At 67.4% G+C, this 14,331-nt stretch carries 9 protein-coding genes; 5 read left to right on the top strand and 4 right to left on the bottom strand.

Annotation, left to right across the window (positions count from 1 at the left end; translation table 11 throughout):
• Nucleotides 1–86: 86 nt before the first annotated feature.
• The 4 genes from AC1DEM_RS09420 (at nt 87) to AC1DEM_RS09405 (ending at nt 4,506) form a co-directional block, all read left to right on the top strand.
• Nucleotides 87–1,586 (top strand): CoA-acylating methylmalonate-semialdehyde dehydrogenase, encoded by a 1,500-nt coding sequence (locus tag AC1DEM_RS09420; RefSeq protein WP_476884111.1) that lies wholly within the window; start codon nt 87–89, stop codon nt 1,584–1,586.
• Nucleotides 1,586–2,710: an enoyl-CoA hydratase/isomerase family protein gene (locus tag AC1DEM_RS09415; RefSeq protein WP_476884110.1), complete on the top strand. Its 1,125-nt coding sequence runs from the start codon at nt 1,586–1,588 to the stop codon at nt 2,708–2,710. Before AC1DEM_RS09420 ends, AC1DEM_RS09415 begins: the two co-directional genes overlap by 1 nt.
• The gene (mmsB, locus tag AC1DEM_RS09410) at nt 2,703–3,662 is read left to right on the top strand and encodes a 3-hydroxyisobutyrate dehydrogenase (protein ID WP_476884109.1); all 960 of its coding nucleotides are present in this window, start codon (nt 2,703–2,705) and stop codon (nt 3,660–3,662) included. The genes AC1DEM_RS09415 and mmsB overlap by 8 nt, the downstream gene beginning before the upstream one ends.
• A 64-nt stretch (nt 3,663–3,726) precedes the next feature.
• Nucleotides 3,727–4,506, top strand: coding sequence for an enoyl-CoA hydratase (locus tag AC1DEM_RS09405; RefSeq protein ID WP_476884108.1), 780 nt, complete (start codon nt 3,727–3,729; stop codon nt 4,504–4,506).
• 65 nt (nt 4,507–4,571) lie between these two features.
• Here the strand turns inward: AC1DEM_RS09405 and AC1DEM_RS09400 are convergent, their stop codons facing one another.
• The 3 genes from AC1DEM_RS09400 to AC1DEM_RS09390 form a co-directional block, all read right to left on the bottom strand.
• The gene (locus tag AC1DEM_RS09400; RefSeq protein WP_476884107.1) at nt 4,572–7,751 is read right to left on the bottom strand and encodes a bifunctional cytochrome P450/NADPH--P450 reductase; all 3,180 of its coding nucleotides are present in this window, start codon (nt 7,749–7,751) and stop codon (nt 4,572–4,574) included.
• Nucleotides 7,752–8,728: 977 nt separating this feature from the next.
• Complete coding sequence (locus tag AC1DEM_RS09395; protein WP_377984616.1) at nt 8,729–9,232, bottom strand: MarR family winged helix-turn-helix transcriptional regulator; 504 nt, start codon at nt 9,230–9,232, stop codon at nt 8,729–8,731.
• 2 nt (nt 9,233–9,234) lie between these two features.
• Complete coding sequence (locus tag AC1DEM_RS09390; RefSeq protein WP_476884106.1) at nt 9,235–10,974, bottom strand: AMP-binding protein; 1,740 nt, start codon at nt 10,972–10,974, stop codon at nt 9,235–9,237.
• Between the two features lie 349 nt (nt 10,975–11,323).
• Between AC1DEM_RS09390 and AC1DEM_RS09385 the strand changes: the two genes are divergently transcribed.
• Nucleotides 11,324–12,457 (top strand): acyl-CoA dehydrogenase family protein, encoded by a 1,134-nt coding sequence (locus AC1DEM_RS09385; protein WP_476884241.1) that lies wholly within the window; start codon nt 11,324–11,326, stop codon nt 12,455–12,457.
• A gap of 14 nt (nt 12,458–12,471) precedes the next feature.
• On the opposite strand, the gene AC1DEM_RS09380 is transcribed toward AC1DEM_RS09385, so the two are convergent.
• Entirely contained in the window at nt 12,472–14,289 is a 1,818-nt protein-coding gene (locus AC1DEM_RS09380; protein WP_476884105.1) for a sensor domain-containing diguanylate cyclase, read from the bottom strand.
• Between the last annotated feature and the right edge of the window lie 42 nt (nt 14,290–14,331).

Genomic DNA, 14,331 nt, shown 5'->3' with positions numbered 1-14,331 from the left:
CGTCCGTCCCTCTGGAAATTAGTAGGAAGTCCGAGTATATTCGGCTGCAGAGATGATCTAGGTCACATGCAAAGGAGCATTCGGTCATGGTTCGAGAACTATCCCATTACATTGACGGGCAGCGGGTGGACGGCACCTCCGGCCGGTTCAGCGATGTGTTTGATCCCTGCACCGGCGAGGTCCAGGCCAGGCTGCCGCTGGCCAGCGCAGAGGAAGTGCGCAATGTGATTGCCAGCGCGGAAAAGGGGCAGGTGGAATGGGCTGCGATGAACCCGCAGCGCCGCGGCCGGATCCTGCTCAAGTTCGTGGACCTGGTCAACGAGCACATGGACGAGCTCGCCACCCTGCTCTCCTCCGAGCACGGCAAGACCTTCCTCGATGCCAAAGGTGACATCCAGCGCGGCGTCGAAGTGGTCGAATTTTCCGCGGGTGCCCCGCATCTGCTCAAAGGCGAGTTCTCGGACAACGCCGGCACCGGCGTTGACGTGCACTCGATGCGGCAGCCCCTCGGCGTGGTTGCCGGCATCACGCCGTTCAACTTCCCGGCCATGATCCCGCTCTGGAAGTCCGGGCCGGCCCTCGCCGCAGGCAACGCCTTCATCCTTAAGCCTTCCGAACGGGACCCCTCCGTGCCGCTGCGCCTGGCCGAGCTCTTCACCGAGGCGGGCCTCCCCGACGGCGTCTTCAACGTGGTCAACGGTGACAAGGAGGCCGTGGACGCGCTGCTGGAGGATCCCCGGGTCCAGGCCATCGGGTTCGTCGGCTCCACGCCCATTGCCCAGTACATCTACGCCACGGCCGCAGCGAACGGCAAGCGCGCCCAGTGCTTTGGCGGCGCCAAGAACCACATGGTGATCATGCCGGACGCGGACCTCGACATGGCCGCGGACGCCCTCATCGGGGCAGGCTTCGGCTCCGCTGGAGAGCGCTGCATGGCGATCTCGGTGGCCGTTCCGGTCGGCCAGAAGACCGCGGACGTGCTCGTGGAGAAGCTGCAGGCGCGGATCGCCGGCCTCAAGGTGGGCCACAGCCTTGCCAAGGACTCCGACTTCGGCCCGGTGGTGGCGGCCTCCGCGAAGGAGCGGATCGAGGGCTACATCGCCTCCGGCGTCGAAGAAGGCGCCAGCCTCGTCACGGACGGCCGCGGGCTAACGGTGGAAGGCTACGACGGCGGCTTCTGGGTCGGTCCCACGCTGTTCGACAACGTCACCAAGGATATGAAGATCTACAAAGAGGAGATCTTCGGCCCGGTCCTGAGCGTGCTCCGCGCCGAGGACTACGACGAGGCGCTCCGGCTCTGCAGCGAACACGAGTTCGGCAACGGCGTGGCCATCTTCACCCGCGACGGCGACGCCGCCCGCGACTTCGCCAGCCGGGTCCAGGTGGGCATGGTGGGCATCAACGTCCCCATCCCCGTGCCGATCGCCTACTACACCTTCGGCGGCTGGAAGGCCTCCGGATTCGGCGACCTCAACCAGCACGGAGCCGACGCCTTCCGCTTCTACACGAAGACCAAGACGGTCACGAGCCGCTGGCCCTCCGGCATCCGTTCCGGCAGCAGCTTCGTCATGCCGGAAGGCAGCTGATGGGGGCGGAAGTTTCGCGGGAAGCGGACAGCGGAGCAGCGGCCGGCGAACGCCTGCCCGGGGAAGCCGCGGAAGTCCTGTTTGAACGGCGCGGCAGCCTCGGCGTAGTGACCCTCAACCGGCCCACGGCCGTCAACGCCCTGACGGCCGGGATGGCCGCCGCCATGCTCGAACAACTCACGCTCTGGGCCGATGACGACGCCGTCGCCACGGTACTGGTCCGCGGCGCCGGCGACCGCGGACTCTGCGCCGGCGGCGACATCGTCGCCATCTACCGGGACATGCTCGACGGCGGGGACGCCACCGCGGACTTCTGGGCGGACGAGTACCGGCTGAACCTGCTCATCTCTGAATACCCCAAGCCGTACGTGGCGTTCATGGACGGGCTGGTCCTCGGCGGTGGCGTGGGGATCTCGGCCCACGGCTCCGTGCGGATCGTCACCGAACGCACCCGCACGGGCATGCCCGAAACAACCATCGGGTTCGTGCCCGACGTCGGCGGCACCCTGCTGCTCTCCGGCTCGCCGGGGGAGACCGGCACCCACGCGGCCCTGACCGGCGCCCACCTGAGCGGCGCAGACGCGCTGTTCCTGGGCCTCGCCGACCACTTCGTGCCCTCCGCCAGCCTGGCTGAACTCGCAATGGCGCTCGAGACCGAGGCGGCGGACGCCGCCGTCGCCCGTTTCGGGGAACCGGCTCCGCAGTCAGTCCTCGCCGCACAGCAGGAATGGATCGACGCCTGCTACTCCAGCGACGACGCCGAGGAAGTCCTGCGCCGGCTGCGCACGGTGGGCGGGGAGGCCGCGGGCGCCGCGGACACCATCGAGGCCAAGTCGCCGACGGCGGTGAAGGTAGCCCTGGAGTCCCTGCGCCGAGTCCGCGGACTGAGCCTGGAGCAGGCGCTCGAGCAGGAGTACCGCGTGGGCCTGCGCTTCCTCGCCGGACCGGACTTCCGCGAAGGGATCCGCGCCCAGGTGGTGGACAAGGACCGCAATCCCCGCTGGAAGCCCGCCACCCTCGCGGAGGTCACGCGAGAGGACGTCGCGGCCTACTTCGCCCCGCTGGGCGGGCGCGAACTGAAGCTCTCTGCGACGGAGAAGAACAAGGAGAAGAACCATGTCTGAAGCAGGAGCCGCCGTTACCGGCACCATCGCCTTCCTCGGCCTGGGGCACATGGGCGGCCCGATGGCCGTCAACCTGGTCAAGGCCGGCTACCGGGTGACCGGCTTCGACGTGGTGCCGGCCGCCCTTGACGCCGCCCGGGAGCACGGCATTCCAACCGCCGGGACGGCAGCCGAAGCGGCGGCGGGCGCCGCCGTCGTGCTGACCATGCTGCCCAGCGGCAAGCACCTCCTCGACGCCTACCGCGGCCCCGGCGGTGAGCCCGGCCTGCTTGAACTGGCCGCCCCGGGCACCATGTTCCTGGACTGTTCCACGATCAACGTGGACGAGGCCCGCGAGGCCGCAGAACTCGCGGTGGCGGCGGGCCACCGCGCCGTCGACGCCCCCGTGTCCGGAGGCGTGGTGGGGGCCGAGGCCGGCACGCTCACCTTCATGGTCGGCGCCCTCCCGGAGGACTTCGAGGCCATCAAACCGCTGCTGGAAGTCATGGGCAAACGGGTGGTCCACACCGGCGCCCACGGTGCGGGCCAGGCGGCCAAGATCTGCAACAACATGATCCTGGGCGTCTCGATGATCGCCGTCAGCGAGGCCTTTGTGCTGGGCGAGAAGCTCGGACTGACCCATCAGGCACTGTTCGACGTCGCCTCCGCCGCCTCGGGACAGTGCTGGGCACTGACCACCAACTGCCCCGTGCCCGGGCCGGTCCCGACCAGCCCCGCCAACCGGGACTACCAGCCCGGCTTCGCCGGGGCGCTCATGGCCAAGGACCTCAAGCTGGCCCTCAACGCGCTCCAGAGCACCGGCGTCGCGGCCCGCCTCGGCCCCCTCGCATCCGAAATTTACGATACCTTTGCCGCGGAAGGCGGTGCCGGCCGAGACTTCTCCGGCATCATCACCGACATCCGTGACAAGTCGGAAGCAGGCACATCAGAATCCGGCACGTCGGGGCACTAGTCCCGGAAGCCACACGCAGAAACCACAAGCAGAACCAGACGAGCACCACCTAAGGGGACCACTCATGACAGAACAGTATGCGAACATCCTGGTGGAGCGCCGCGGCCGCGTGGGCCTCGTGACGCTCAACCGGCCCGAAGCCCTCAATGCCCTGAATAAGGCCACGATGGAGGAGCTGGTGAAGGCCGTCACCGAAATGGACGCGGACCCGGAGGTCGGTGCCGTGGTGGTGACAGGTTCCGCGAAGGCCTTCGCCGCCGGCGCGGACATCAAGGAGATGCAGTCCAAGGGCTACATGGACATGTACGCGGCGGACTGGTTCCGCGGCTGGGAGGACTTCACCAGGCTGCGAATCCCCGTCGTGGCAGCCGTGTCCGGCTTTGCGCTGGGCGGCGGCTGCGAGCTGGCGATGATGTGCGATTTCATCATCGCGGGGGACAACGCCAAGTTCGGCCAGCCCGAAATCAACCTCGGTGTGCTCCCCGGCATGGGTGGCTCACAGCGGCTGACCCGCGCCGTGGGCAAATCCAAAGCGATGGACATGATCCTGACCGGGCGTTTCATGGACGCCGAGGAGGCCGAACGCGCGGGCCTGGTGTCCCGTGTGGTCCCGGCCGCGGACGTCGTCGAGGAGGCGCTGAAGGCTGCCGAGGTGATCGCCTCCAAGTCCAAACCGGTGGCGATGGTGGCCAAGGAAGCGGTGAACGCGGCGTTTGAGACCGGGCTTGCCCAGGGCGTGCTGTTTGAACGGCGGGTGTTCCACTCGCTGTTCTCCACCGAGGACCAGAAGGAAGGCATGGCCGCCTTCACCGAGAAGCGGCAGCCGGAGTTCAACCACCGTTAGGCGGAACCGGACACGGCGCGGCGGCGCCAAATGGCGGCAATATGCGCCAAATATGTGGGCTCGGCCTACGTGAAGATGTCGGCCACGTACCTGCCGTGCGTGCGTTCCACTTCATCCATCCACGCCTCGGCCTCCTCCTTGGAAGCGCCGGTCGCTTCCTGGTAAATGAGGGTGCACGTCCCGCGGACCTGCGGCGCCATGTGCTTGCCGTCGCCGCAGACGTAGACCGTGGCGCCCTGCCGGACCAGCTCGACGACGTCGGCCCGGTCGGCCCAGAGCCGATCCTGGACATATTTCAGGCCGTCTTCGGGAGCGGTGGAAAAGACCGGCCGCAGATCCAGGTTGGCCTGCTCCGCCCACGACGCGAGTTCGGCGCGGTAGAGGAAGTCGGTGTCCGGGGCCCGGCAGCCGAAGAACAGCAGGGCAGGCGCCGGCGTCGTGTCCTCGGCCTCGGCCCGCAGCGCCCGGTCCTGGACGAAGCCGCGGAAGGGTGCCAGTCCGGTCCCTGCGCAGACCATGATGAGCGGGACCTCCAGTGACGGGGGCGGGTGGAAAGCCGTATTCGAGGGACGGACAGTGACCGCGACCCTGGACCCGGGCCTGGCCTGGGCGAGGTACGTGGACGAGGCGCCTTCGAAGACGCCGCGGCCCGACCACGCCGGGGACTCGATGACGGTGAAGGTCAGGGTCGCATGGTCGGGACTCCATAGCGGGGACGAGGAAATGGAGTACCGCCGGGGGGTCAGCTGTGTCAGGAGTTGCAGGAACGAGGTGAACGACAGCTGGCATGACGGATATGTCTCCAGCAGGTCCAGGAGGGAGACCCGCTTCTCGAGGATCTCGGCCGCGTACCGCCCGCGGTCCTGGCCCAGGGCCTCAAGTTCGGCACGGTGTGCGGGATCCGCCGCGACATCAGCCAGGTCCTCCAGTTGGAGGCGGGTGGCCGGGACCGCGAGTTCCACGTAGCTGCTCAGCAGTTCGCCCACGGCCACGGGAGCACCCGTGGGCAGGAAAGTGTCCCCCCGCTCCATGCTCAGCTGGATATGCGAGTCGTAGTCAAAGTTGAAATGGGCCAGGGCACGCTGCACGAGGGCGCTGGGATTCAGCGGCAGCACGGCCAGATAGTCCCCGGTCTGGTAGCTCATCCCCTCGGGCAGGGCGATCTCCACATGCCGCTTGGACCGGGCGCCGGGCTTGGTCAGATCGACCAGTTCCCGGTTCGCGACGACGGTGCCGAGTGCCAGCCCGTTCTGGCGCAGCAGCGGATCCCGGACATTGCCGACGAACTGGAGTTCAAGCTGGGGCTGCGCGGTGGGCGGGCTGGTCCGCTGCCCGAGGGCGCCGTCCACGGCGGGCCAAAGTCCGGCGTACCACTCTTCAAAATCGCCGAAGAAGTCGCCGCGGGCGTTGGCTTCGCCCCGGGCATAGATCCGCGTGGCGCCGGCAGCTTCGAGCCGGGCGTCGATGGCCTTGGGCACCTCCTGGTACGTTCGCGCCCAGTCCTTGTTGCCGTTGCCGAAGACCGTATACCGTACCCCGGCGAGGCTGCCCGGCTGCAGGCCCTCGGTCCAGGCTACGAATTTGCGGGCGTTGTCCGGCGGCTGCCCCTCGTAGGAGGACGTCACGATTGCGACGAGCCCCTCCGATGGCAGTCCGCCGGCCGCCTCATCGAGCGGACCGATGGTGGGGCTGTAGCCGCGCCGTCCGGCGTCGTTGGCGACGCGCTGGGCGAAGTCCTTGGACGTGCCTGCATTAGAACCGTAGAGCACACGGATCGGGACACCGTTGGGCGCGGCGGCCGCCGCTGCCGCTTCGGTTTGCCGGGCGTGTTCGACGGCGGCCTGCGGACCGGGTGCGATCGCGACGTCCCGCCTGCGCACGTGGATGAACAGCCCCTCGGGCTTCATCGTCAGTGTGTGCTTGATCTGCAGTTCATAGCCCGGGTCCGCCGCCGTGACCTCGAAGCGCTGCAGGAGCTTGGCCAGGAAGAGCATGGCCTCCTGCAGGGCAAAGCCCCGGCCGATGCACGAGCGCTGTCCGTTGCCGAAGGGCTTCCAGGCATTGGCCGGGATTTCTGCGGCCCGAACAGGTGAGAACCGGTCCGGATCGAAGATTTCGGCGTCCTCGCCCCAGGCAGCCTTGTCCCGGTGCAGCCGCGGGATCAGGACCATGATGGGCTGGCCTGCCGGGACCTCATAGCGGCCGCCAAGCGTCGTGTCCTCGTGCGCGGCGACGTTGAAGGCCGGGGCGGTGGGCCACAGCCGGAGCGTCTCCTTGAGGATCTGGTCCAGGTACCCGAGACGGGGCAGGTGTTCGAACCGGGCGCTCTCGGTGCCGAGGATCTCGTCCACCTGGGCGCGAGCCTTGGCCAGGACGGCCGGATGGCGCAGCAGTTCGTACAGCGCAAAGGACAGCAGGCCGCTGGTGGTCTCATGCCCGGCCACCAGGAAAGTGACCATTTGGTAGCGGACGTTTTCCTCGCTCAACCGCTCGCCGGTCACCGGGTCCGCGGCGTTGAGCATGGTGTCCAGGATGTCCTCGCTGCCCGCCGGGCTGGGGTTGCGCCGACGGTCGCTGATCATCTGGTCGGCGACCTCGAACATCAGGGCATGGTCTTCCTCGAGCTGGTGGCGTCTGCGCAGCATGATCTTGTTCTGGACCGGGAGCCTGCGCGCCCGATCCCCGGATTCGACCAGGCCACGGACCATGGCCCCGACGAAGGGATGCATCTCTTCCCGGTAGAGGCTGTTGAACCGGTAGCTGAACGAGCACAGGGCAATGGTGTCCAGGGTCAGCCGGGTGGTGTTGTCCGGCACGTCGATCCGGGCCGTCGGGCCGAGCCGCTCCCACTTCAGGAGCAGTTGCTCGGCGATGTCGTCCATGCCGCTGAACATCCGCGTCAGCGCCGCCGGCCCGAATGCCGGCATCAGGATCCGGTGCGCCTTCTGCCAGTTCAGTTCATCCGTTCTTGCGGTGAACAATCCATCGCCGATGAATTCCCGCACCTGCCGAAGGGAGACGCCCAGCACCTTGCCGAAACGGGATTCGTCGCACACTTCGTTGACGAGCTCCTGGGAGGAGATGGCGATGATGCTGCGGTTGAAGAACTGGATGCGGACAATGGGGCCGTACCGCTCGGCCACCTCGACTATTCCCAGGATTCCCTTGCTGGAGTCAATGTCCGGCAAGTTGCCGACCACCGGCTTCGTGGGAGGCTGGGGGATGGGGATGGTGGGCGGAGTCATGGCCCCTCCTAGGCGATTGCGAATCGACGCTCTGTGAGCACTAATTGCTGCCTGACGGACGGCACTGTCCGGCTCCGAACCACGATACTCCGGACGGTTCCCGGGCAAAACAGGTTTTCATTTGAACGGCCGGGGCACTGCCGGTGGGCGCACTGGAGGAGGCGCTGCCACGTGGTCCCTGGTTATCGAGACAATGACGTCGATTTGTCTCAGACAGGGAAGAACAGGGGAGCCAAGACGCTCACCGCATACGAGCCCAAGGCCACGAGGGCGCCGAGAATGACAGCGGTAACAACCCAAAACAGGACGGACGGGCTCCGCCTTTGGTCTGCACCCATAACAACCACCCCATGTTCAATCGGGATACCCTCAGACCCGTATCCTGCCTGAACCTCCTTGCATAAAGCTTGGAATCCAGACAAGGGCCCGCAGTTGAAAATCAAGGCTGTTCTTCGCCGGGATCAAACCCTAGGCTTTGCCTCACACCTATCAACCAGTGGAGGCTGCTGTGCGTGTGTCCGAAAAAACTGACCGGGCGGCTCAAGCCCGCCATCTCGAAGAAAACCTTATCGCCCGTCTGGCAAAGGGCAGGGAATGGGCGACACCCGGCGTCGAAGCCGCCCTCCGCCGTGCTCTGGGACAAGTTGATGCCGGCATCGACGTAGCGTCGCCCCGACTCCAAGCCACGCTGAGGGCCATTGCCGACGAACTGGCCGGGGGAGTGGAAGCCGTGACCCCGCGGGTTCACGAGCACATTGCGCGGATCCTTCCCGAGGTGGAAACTCCGGCAACTGGTAAAACCCACGGACGCCGGCCCGGGAAACCTTGGCTAATCGTGGGCGCCGCCATTGCTGCGGTGCTCGCCGGGGTAACCGCGTGGCGGGTGCTTCACACGGCCGAGCCCGTGCCGGAACGTAGGGAACCGGCGGCGCGGGAGACGCCGCCACCGACGATACCGCCGGGCCCGCCTTCGCCGCTCAGCTGAAATCCCCGGCGTTCCGGCGGAACGTGCCCAGGATCCGGATCAGCTGGTCCACGTCCTGGTCCCCGAAGCCGGACTGGCCGAAGACCTCTGAGTTCAGTACCGCCGTCGCCCGTTTGGCCAGGGCGCGCCCGTCGGGGGTGAGCTCGATCAGGGTGGTGCGGCCGTCCGTGGGGTGCGGTGAGCGGATCACCAGCCCGGCGTTCTGGAGCCGGTCCACGGCGTTGGTGACCGAGGTGGGATGGACCTGCAGCAGCGCGCTCGCTTTGTTCATCGGCAGCGCCCCGCTGCGGGCGAAGCTGAGCAACGCCAGCAGCTCGTACCGGGCAAAGGTGAGTCCGAACGGCTTGAGGACGGCCTCAATCCGGCCCAGCAGAATCTGCTGGGTCCGCATGATGGCGGTGATCGCGGCCATCGGGGCGGCGACGTCGGACCAGCCGTGGCGCTCCCAGTTCAGCCGGGCGTCGGCGATCGGGTCTCGCGGCAGCGGTGTCCCCATGCTCAGCCCTGACCCTTGAGCCCTGGGAAATCGGAGTCGGAGTACTCGACGCCGAAGCCCTCGGGCACGGCCCCGCCGCCGTGCCGCAGCTCCTCGCTGTGCCGCAGCTCCACCCGCCGGATCTTGCCGGAGATCGTCTTGGGGAGCTCGGCAAACTCCAGCCGGCGGATCCGCTTGAACGGGGCCAAGTGCTCCCGGCAGTACCGCAGGATGTCCTCGGCCAGCTCCGGGCCCGGCTGGTGCCCGGCCGCCAGGACCACAAAGGCCTTCGGCACCGACAGCTTGAGCGGGTCGGGGGAGGGGACGACGGCGGCCTCCGCCACCGCCGGGTGCTCAATCAGCACGCTCTCCAGTTCGAACGGGGACAGCCGGTAGTCGGAGGACTTGAAAACGTCGTCGCCGCGGCCCACATACGTGATGATGCCGCGCTCGTCCCGGCTCGCCATGTCCCCCGTGTGGTAGTAACCGTCGCGGAAAGCATCGGCGGTCTTCTCCGGGTCGCCGTGGTACGCCTTCATGAGGCCCACGGGGCGGGGGTCGAGGCGCAGGCAGAGCTCGCCGTCGTCGGCCTCTTCGCCGGTGGCGGGGTCCACGAGCACGACGTCGTAGCCGGGCAGTGGCTTGCCCATGGCGCCGATCTTGATCGGCTGGCCCGGGGTGTTGGCGATCTGTACGGTGGATTCGGTCTGGCCGAAGCCGTCCCGGATGGTCTGACCCCAGGCACGGTGGACCTGGTCGATCACTTCGGCGTTAAGCGGTTCGCCGGCGGATACCACTTTGGTGGGCGGGTTCAACAGCTGCGTGAGATCGGCCTGGATCAGCATCCGCCAGACCGTGGGCGGGGCGCAGAAGCTGGTCACGGATTCGCGGTCCATCTGTTCCATGAGCGCTTTGGCGTCGAAGCGCTCATAGTTGTAGATGAACACGCAGGCCTCGGCGATCCAGGGTGTGAACACATTGGACCAGGCGTGCTTGGCCCAGCCCGGCGACGCCACGTTGAGGTGCACGTCGCCCGGTTCCATCCCGATCCAGAACATCGTGGACAGGTGCCCCACCGGGTAGGAGGTGTGCGTGTGTTCGACGAGTTTGGCCTTGGACGTGGTGCCGGAGGTGAAGTAGAGCAGGAGGGTCTCGTCGGCCAGGGTGGGGGCGTCCGGGGTGAAGTCCGCGCTGGCAGCCGCCGCTTCCGCGTACTGCCGGGCGTTGTCCGGCGCTGCGGCGGGATCGGTGGGGCCCCCGCCGATTTCGATCAGTATGTAGTCACCGGCGACGTCGGCGAACTTGGCGATGTTGGCACTGCCGACGGCGGCCCAGGACGCGCCGCCGCGCTCCACCCGGTCCTGGAGGTCGGCGGGACCCATCAGGGTGGTGGTGGGGATCATGACGATGCCCAGCTTGATGCCGGCCAGCATGAGTTCCCAGAGCTCCACCTGGTTGCCGAGCATGATGATCATCCGGTCCCCGCGCCTCACACCCTGTCCGCGCAGCCAGTTGGCCACCTGGGACGAGCGCCTGGAGAGGTCCGCGAAGCTACGCCGGGTCGCGGACCCGTCCTGTTCCACGATCACCAGCGCCGGCTTGTCCGCCTTTGCCGGGTCTGCCGCGAGCTGGTCGAACCAGTCCAGGGCGAAGTTGAATTCCTCGAAGCGCGGCCACTGGAATTCGCTGCGGGCGCCGTCGTAGTCCCCCCGCAGGGCCAGCAGCCGGTCCCGCGCGGCCCGGAATTCCTCAGTCACGGTCATGGGTGCACCTTTCGAAGTCCTCTGGCGCTGCCGTTCCGGGCGGTCCGTGGCACAGCGCCGTTGCCTGGGGTCCGCCGGCCCGGCACGGTGCCTGGCTAGTGATCCCCGTCACTGTGCAATATACTAGGACATCCAAGGGTTTGGAAGAGCGGCGCTGCTCTGCAAGCGGCGCATGACGAAGGGAAACGTGCCCGTGCAGCCACAAGGACGTGCCAGCGGACAACCGGCGCCAGCGGTAACAAACACAGCCGAATCGGACACAGCCGCAGCCGAAGCAGCCGCAGCCCAAACAGCCGTTGCCGCGGTCGAAACAAACACAGCGCTGCCGCCCTTTCCCGACGCCGACCTGATGTACATCGTGGACCTGCTGCCGCCGGACGAACAGCTCCGTTACCAGGAGGTCCGGGAATTCCTGCAGTCCCGGATCCGGGCCGCGTCGATCGACTACTGGAACCGCGAGGAGTTTCCCTTCGGCCTGCTCGCGGAACTCGGCAAATACGGGCTGGGCGGGTTGCAAACGGACGGCACGTCCAAGCTCTTCAAAGGGCTCATGTACGTCGAGGTGGCCCGCGCCGACGTTTCCCTTTCGGCGCTCGTAGGCATCCACAATGAGCTGATCGTCGGCATGATCGATGAGCTGGGCTCGGAGGAACAGAAGGCGCGCTGGCTCCCCGGCCTCACCGCGTTCACGCAGCTCGGAGCTTTCGCCCTGACGGAACCGGACCACGGCTCGGACATCGCCGGTGGCCTGGAAACCACCGCGCGGCTGGACGGCGACGAGTGGGTCCTCAACGGTGCCAAGCGATGGATCGGCGCCGGAACCATCGCGGACTTCGCCCTCGTTTGGGCCCGGGACGTCGCTGACCAGCACATCAAGGGCTTCATCGTGGAGACGGACCGCGCCGGCTACACCGCCACGAAGATCGCCAACAAGATCGGCCTGCGCATCATGCAGAACGCCGACATTGTCCTGGACGAGGTCCGCATTCCGGCGGCCAACCTGCTGCCCGGCGCCACCGACTTCTCCAAGGCCAATGAGTTGCTGCGCGATTCACGGGCCTGGGTGGGCTGGCAGGGCGCCGGCATCCAGTTGGCCGCTTTCGACGTCGCACGCGCATATTCGCTGCGGCGCCGCCAGTTCGGCAAGGAACTGGCCCGCTTTCAGCTCATCCAGCAGCAACTCGCCGAGATCCTGGGCAACGCGACAGCCTCCCTGGCCCTGATGGCTCAATTGGCGCGAATCCAGGAAGACGGCAAGCTTGAGATGGTCCAGGCCGCCATGGCCAAAGCGACCACCACGCGGCTGGCGCGTGCGTCGGTGGCGATGGGCCGCTCGCTCATGGGCGGCAACGGCATCAGCAGCGACTATGAGATGGGCAAGCTCTTCGGCGACGCAGAAATTCTCTATACCTACGAGGGCAGCTACGAAATCAATTCGTTGATCGTGGCCCGGGCCGTGACGGGGAAGTCAGCCTTCGTCTAGGCTCCGCGCGTGATCTAGGCTAACCGTGTGTCAGTGCCGTCCAGCGCCCGGCCGGCCTGGTCAGACTGAACCGCCTGGCTGGGGTGGCCGTACCGGGACGTGCGGTTACGGCCGCCGTTCTTGGCCTCGTACAGGGCCCGGTCCGCGCAGTCCAGGAGGGAACCGGCCGCGGCGTCGCTCTGCTCGCAGACTCCGGCGGAGATGGTCAGGAAACCAACTTTCCCGAACGGTTCGGACGCGATGGCCTCGCGGGCACGTTCGGCCGCGCGCAGGGCCTCGGCCCCGTCGGTTTCCGGGAGCAGCCACACGAACTCCTCGCCGCCGAATCGGGCCACGACCTCCTTGGCGCGGGCGACCGTCCGGAGCCGGGCCGCGACCTCCGCCAGGACGGCGTCGCCCATCAAGTGACCATAGGTGTCGTTGACTCTCTTGAAGTGGTCGATATCCAGGACAATGGCACTCAGCCTCGTCCCGCGGCTCCCTGCCTGCGCAACGTGTTCGATGAGGTGCCGTTCCAGGGCCCGCCGGTTGGGCAAGCCGCTCAGGGCATCGGTGGTGGCCTGCTGCTCCAGCTCGGTCCATGCCTCCGTGTTGCCGATGGCGATCTCGACCAGCTCCGCGAACTGGGCCAGCCGCTCCATCATCGCTTCCGTGACCCCGGTGCGCGATTTTGAGCTCAGGCTGAGCGCACCCCACAGGCTGCCGCGGACCCGAATCGGCGCCGCCGCCGCTGACTGGAAGCCGCCGGCGCGCATCTCCTTGGCTGCCTGTCCGCCCTCCGGCCGGTAGAGAACGAGGGCCGGCTTGCCGGTCACTGCCACCCGGACGGTGGCGGACTCGTCCGTCGGGGCGAAGATCTGGCGCCGGCTCAGGGTCGGCGGGAGGGTCGGGGCCATGGCGACGATTTCCGCCGAGGATGCGCCCGTGAATCGGACGACGGCGGCGGAATCCACGTTGAACAGATCGCGGACAATAGCGGCGACCCGTTCTGAAATGTCTGCGGGGGCCGCATTGCGCGCGACTTCGGTCGCTATTTCGTGCAGGGCCTGCCAAACCTGCTGTTGCTGCAGGCGCTCGGTAATGTCAACGGCCACCACCATGCCCGCCGCGGCCTCGTCGTCGGAGTAGACAGGCCGGGCATTCAGCCGGTAGGTACGGTGCCCGATCTGCCGGTTCCAGGAGACCTCGCGGCCGGCGAGGGCCGCACGGTAGCGCGGCTCCAGCTCAGTGGCCAGATCGCCCTTGAGCACGTCCTGGATGCGCTGGCCTTCGAGCTCTTCCCTGCGGTAGCCGAAGGTCTCCAGCTCCCGGCCTTCGGCGATCAGGTAGCGCAGCTCGGCGTCGAAGAGGAGTACAAAGACGCCGGGGACGCTTCGCGCGAGGGTACGGTACCGGTCCATGTCCCGTTGCCGGCGCCGGTCGGCCAGCACCCGCTCGGTGATGTCCGTGACCACGACGAAGAAGCCCTGGACCACGCCGTCGCAATTGTCGGGGGTGTAGGTCACCTCGGTGAAACGGGCCTCGCCCGCGGCGTCCACCAGCGTCCGGTCAAACTGCTGCTGCTCTCCGGCGAGCGCCCCCTCGATGTGCGGTCGGTTGGCCTCGAAGACGGTCTCGCCCAGCACGTCCCGGACATGCATGCCGTGCAGCTGCCGGGGCCCGAACCCGAACCACTCGCAGTAGGCATCGTTGGCCAGGCGGTTACGCAGCCCCGTGTCCCAATAGCCCACGAGTGCTGGTATCCCGTTGAGGACGGCCCGCAGCTGTGCTGGGATCTCAGGCAGTGGCGACGGGCCGGCGTCGTCCCTGTTAAGCGGGCTGGGATTAGTCATTGCCCCAGTATCCATGGCGCGCCGCGGCATCGGAAAACCATC

This window comes from Arthrobacter sp. 05T420 (genome assembly GCF_056396305.1).
Note: the sequence above shows the minus strand (reverse complement) of the source record. Positions and strands in the feature narration are given on the sequence as shown.

Excerpts from the sequence above, each read along its gene's own strand:
- AC1DEM_RS09420 (WP_476884111.1), top strand. The coding sequence starts at position 87 with ATGGTTCGAGAACTATCCCATTACATTGACGGGCAGCGGGTGGACGGC.
- AC1DEM_RS09415 (WP_476884110.1), top strand. The coding sequence starts at position 1,586 with ATGGGGGCGGAAGTTTCGCGGGAAGCGGACAGCGGAGCAGCGGCCGGC.
- mmsB (WP_476884109.1), top strand. The coding sequence starts at position 2,703 with ATGTCTGAAGCAGGAGCCGCCGTTACCGGCACCATCGCCTTCCTCGGC.
- AC1DEM_RS09405 (WP_476884108.1), top strand. The coding sequence starts at position 3,727 with ATGACAGAACAGTATGCGAACATCCTGGTGGAGCGCCGCGGCCGCGTG.
- AC1DEM_RS09400 (WP_476884107.1), bottom strand. The coding sequence starts at position 7,751 with ATGACTCCGCCCACCATCCCCATCCCCCAGCCTCCCACGAAGCCGGTG.
- AC1DEM_RS09395 (WP_377984616.1), bottom strand. The coding sequence starts at position 9,232 with ATGGGGACACCGCTGCCGCGAGACCCGATCGCCGACGCCCGGCTGAAC.
- AC1DEM_RS09390 (WP_476884106.1), bottom strand. The coding sequence starts at position 10,974 with ATGACCGTGACTGAGGAATTCCGGGCCGCGCGGGACCGGCTGCTGGCC.
- AC1DEM_RS09385 (WP_476884241.1), top strand. The coding sequence starts at position 11,324 with ATGTACATCGTGGACCTGCTGCCGCCGGACGAACAGCTCCGTTACCAG.
- AC1DEM_RS09380 (WP_476884105.1), bottom strand. The coding sequence starts at position 14,289 with ATGACTAATCCCAGCCCGCTTAACAGGGACGACGCCGGCCCGTCGCCA.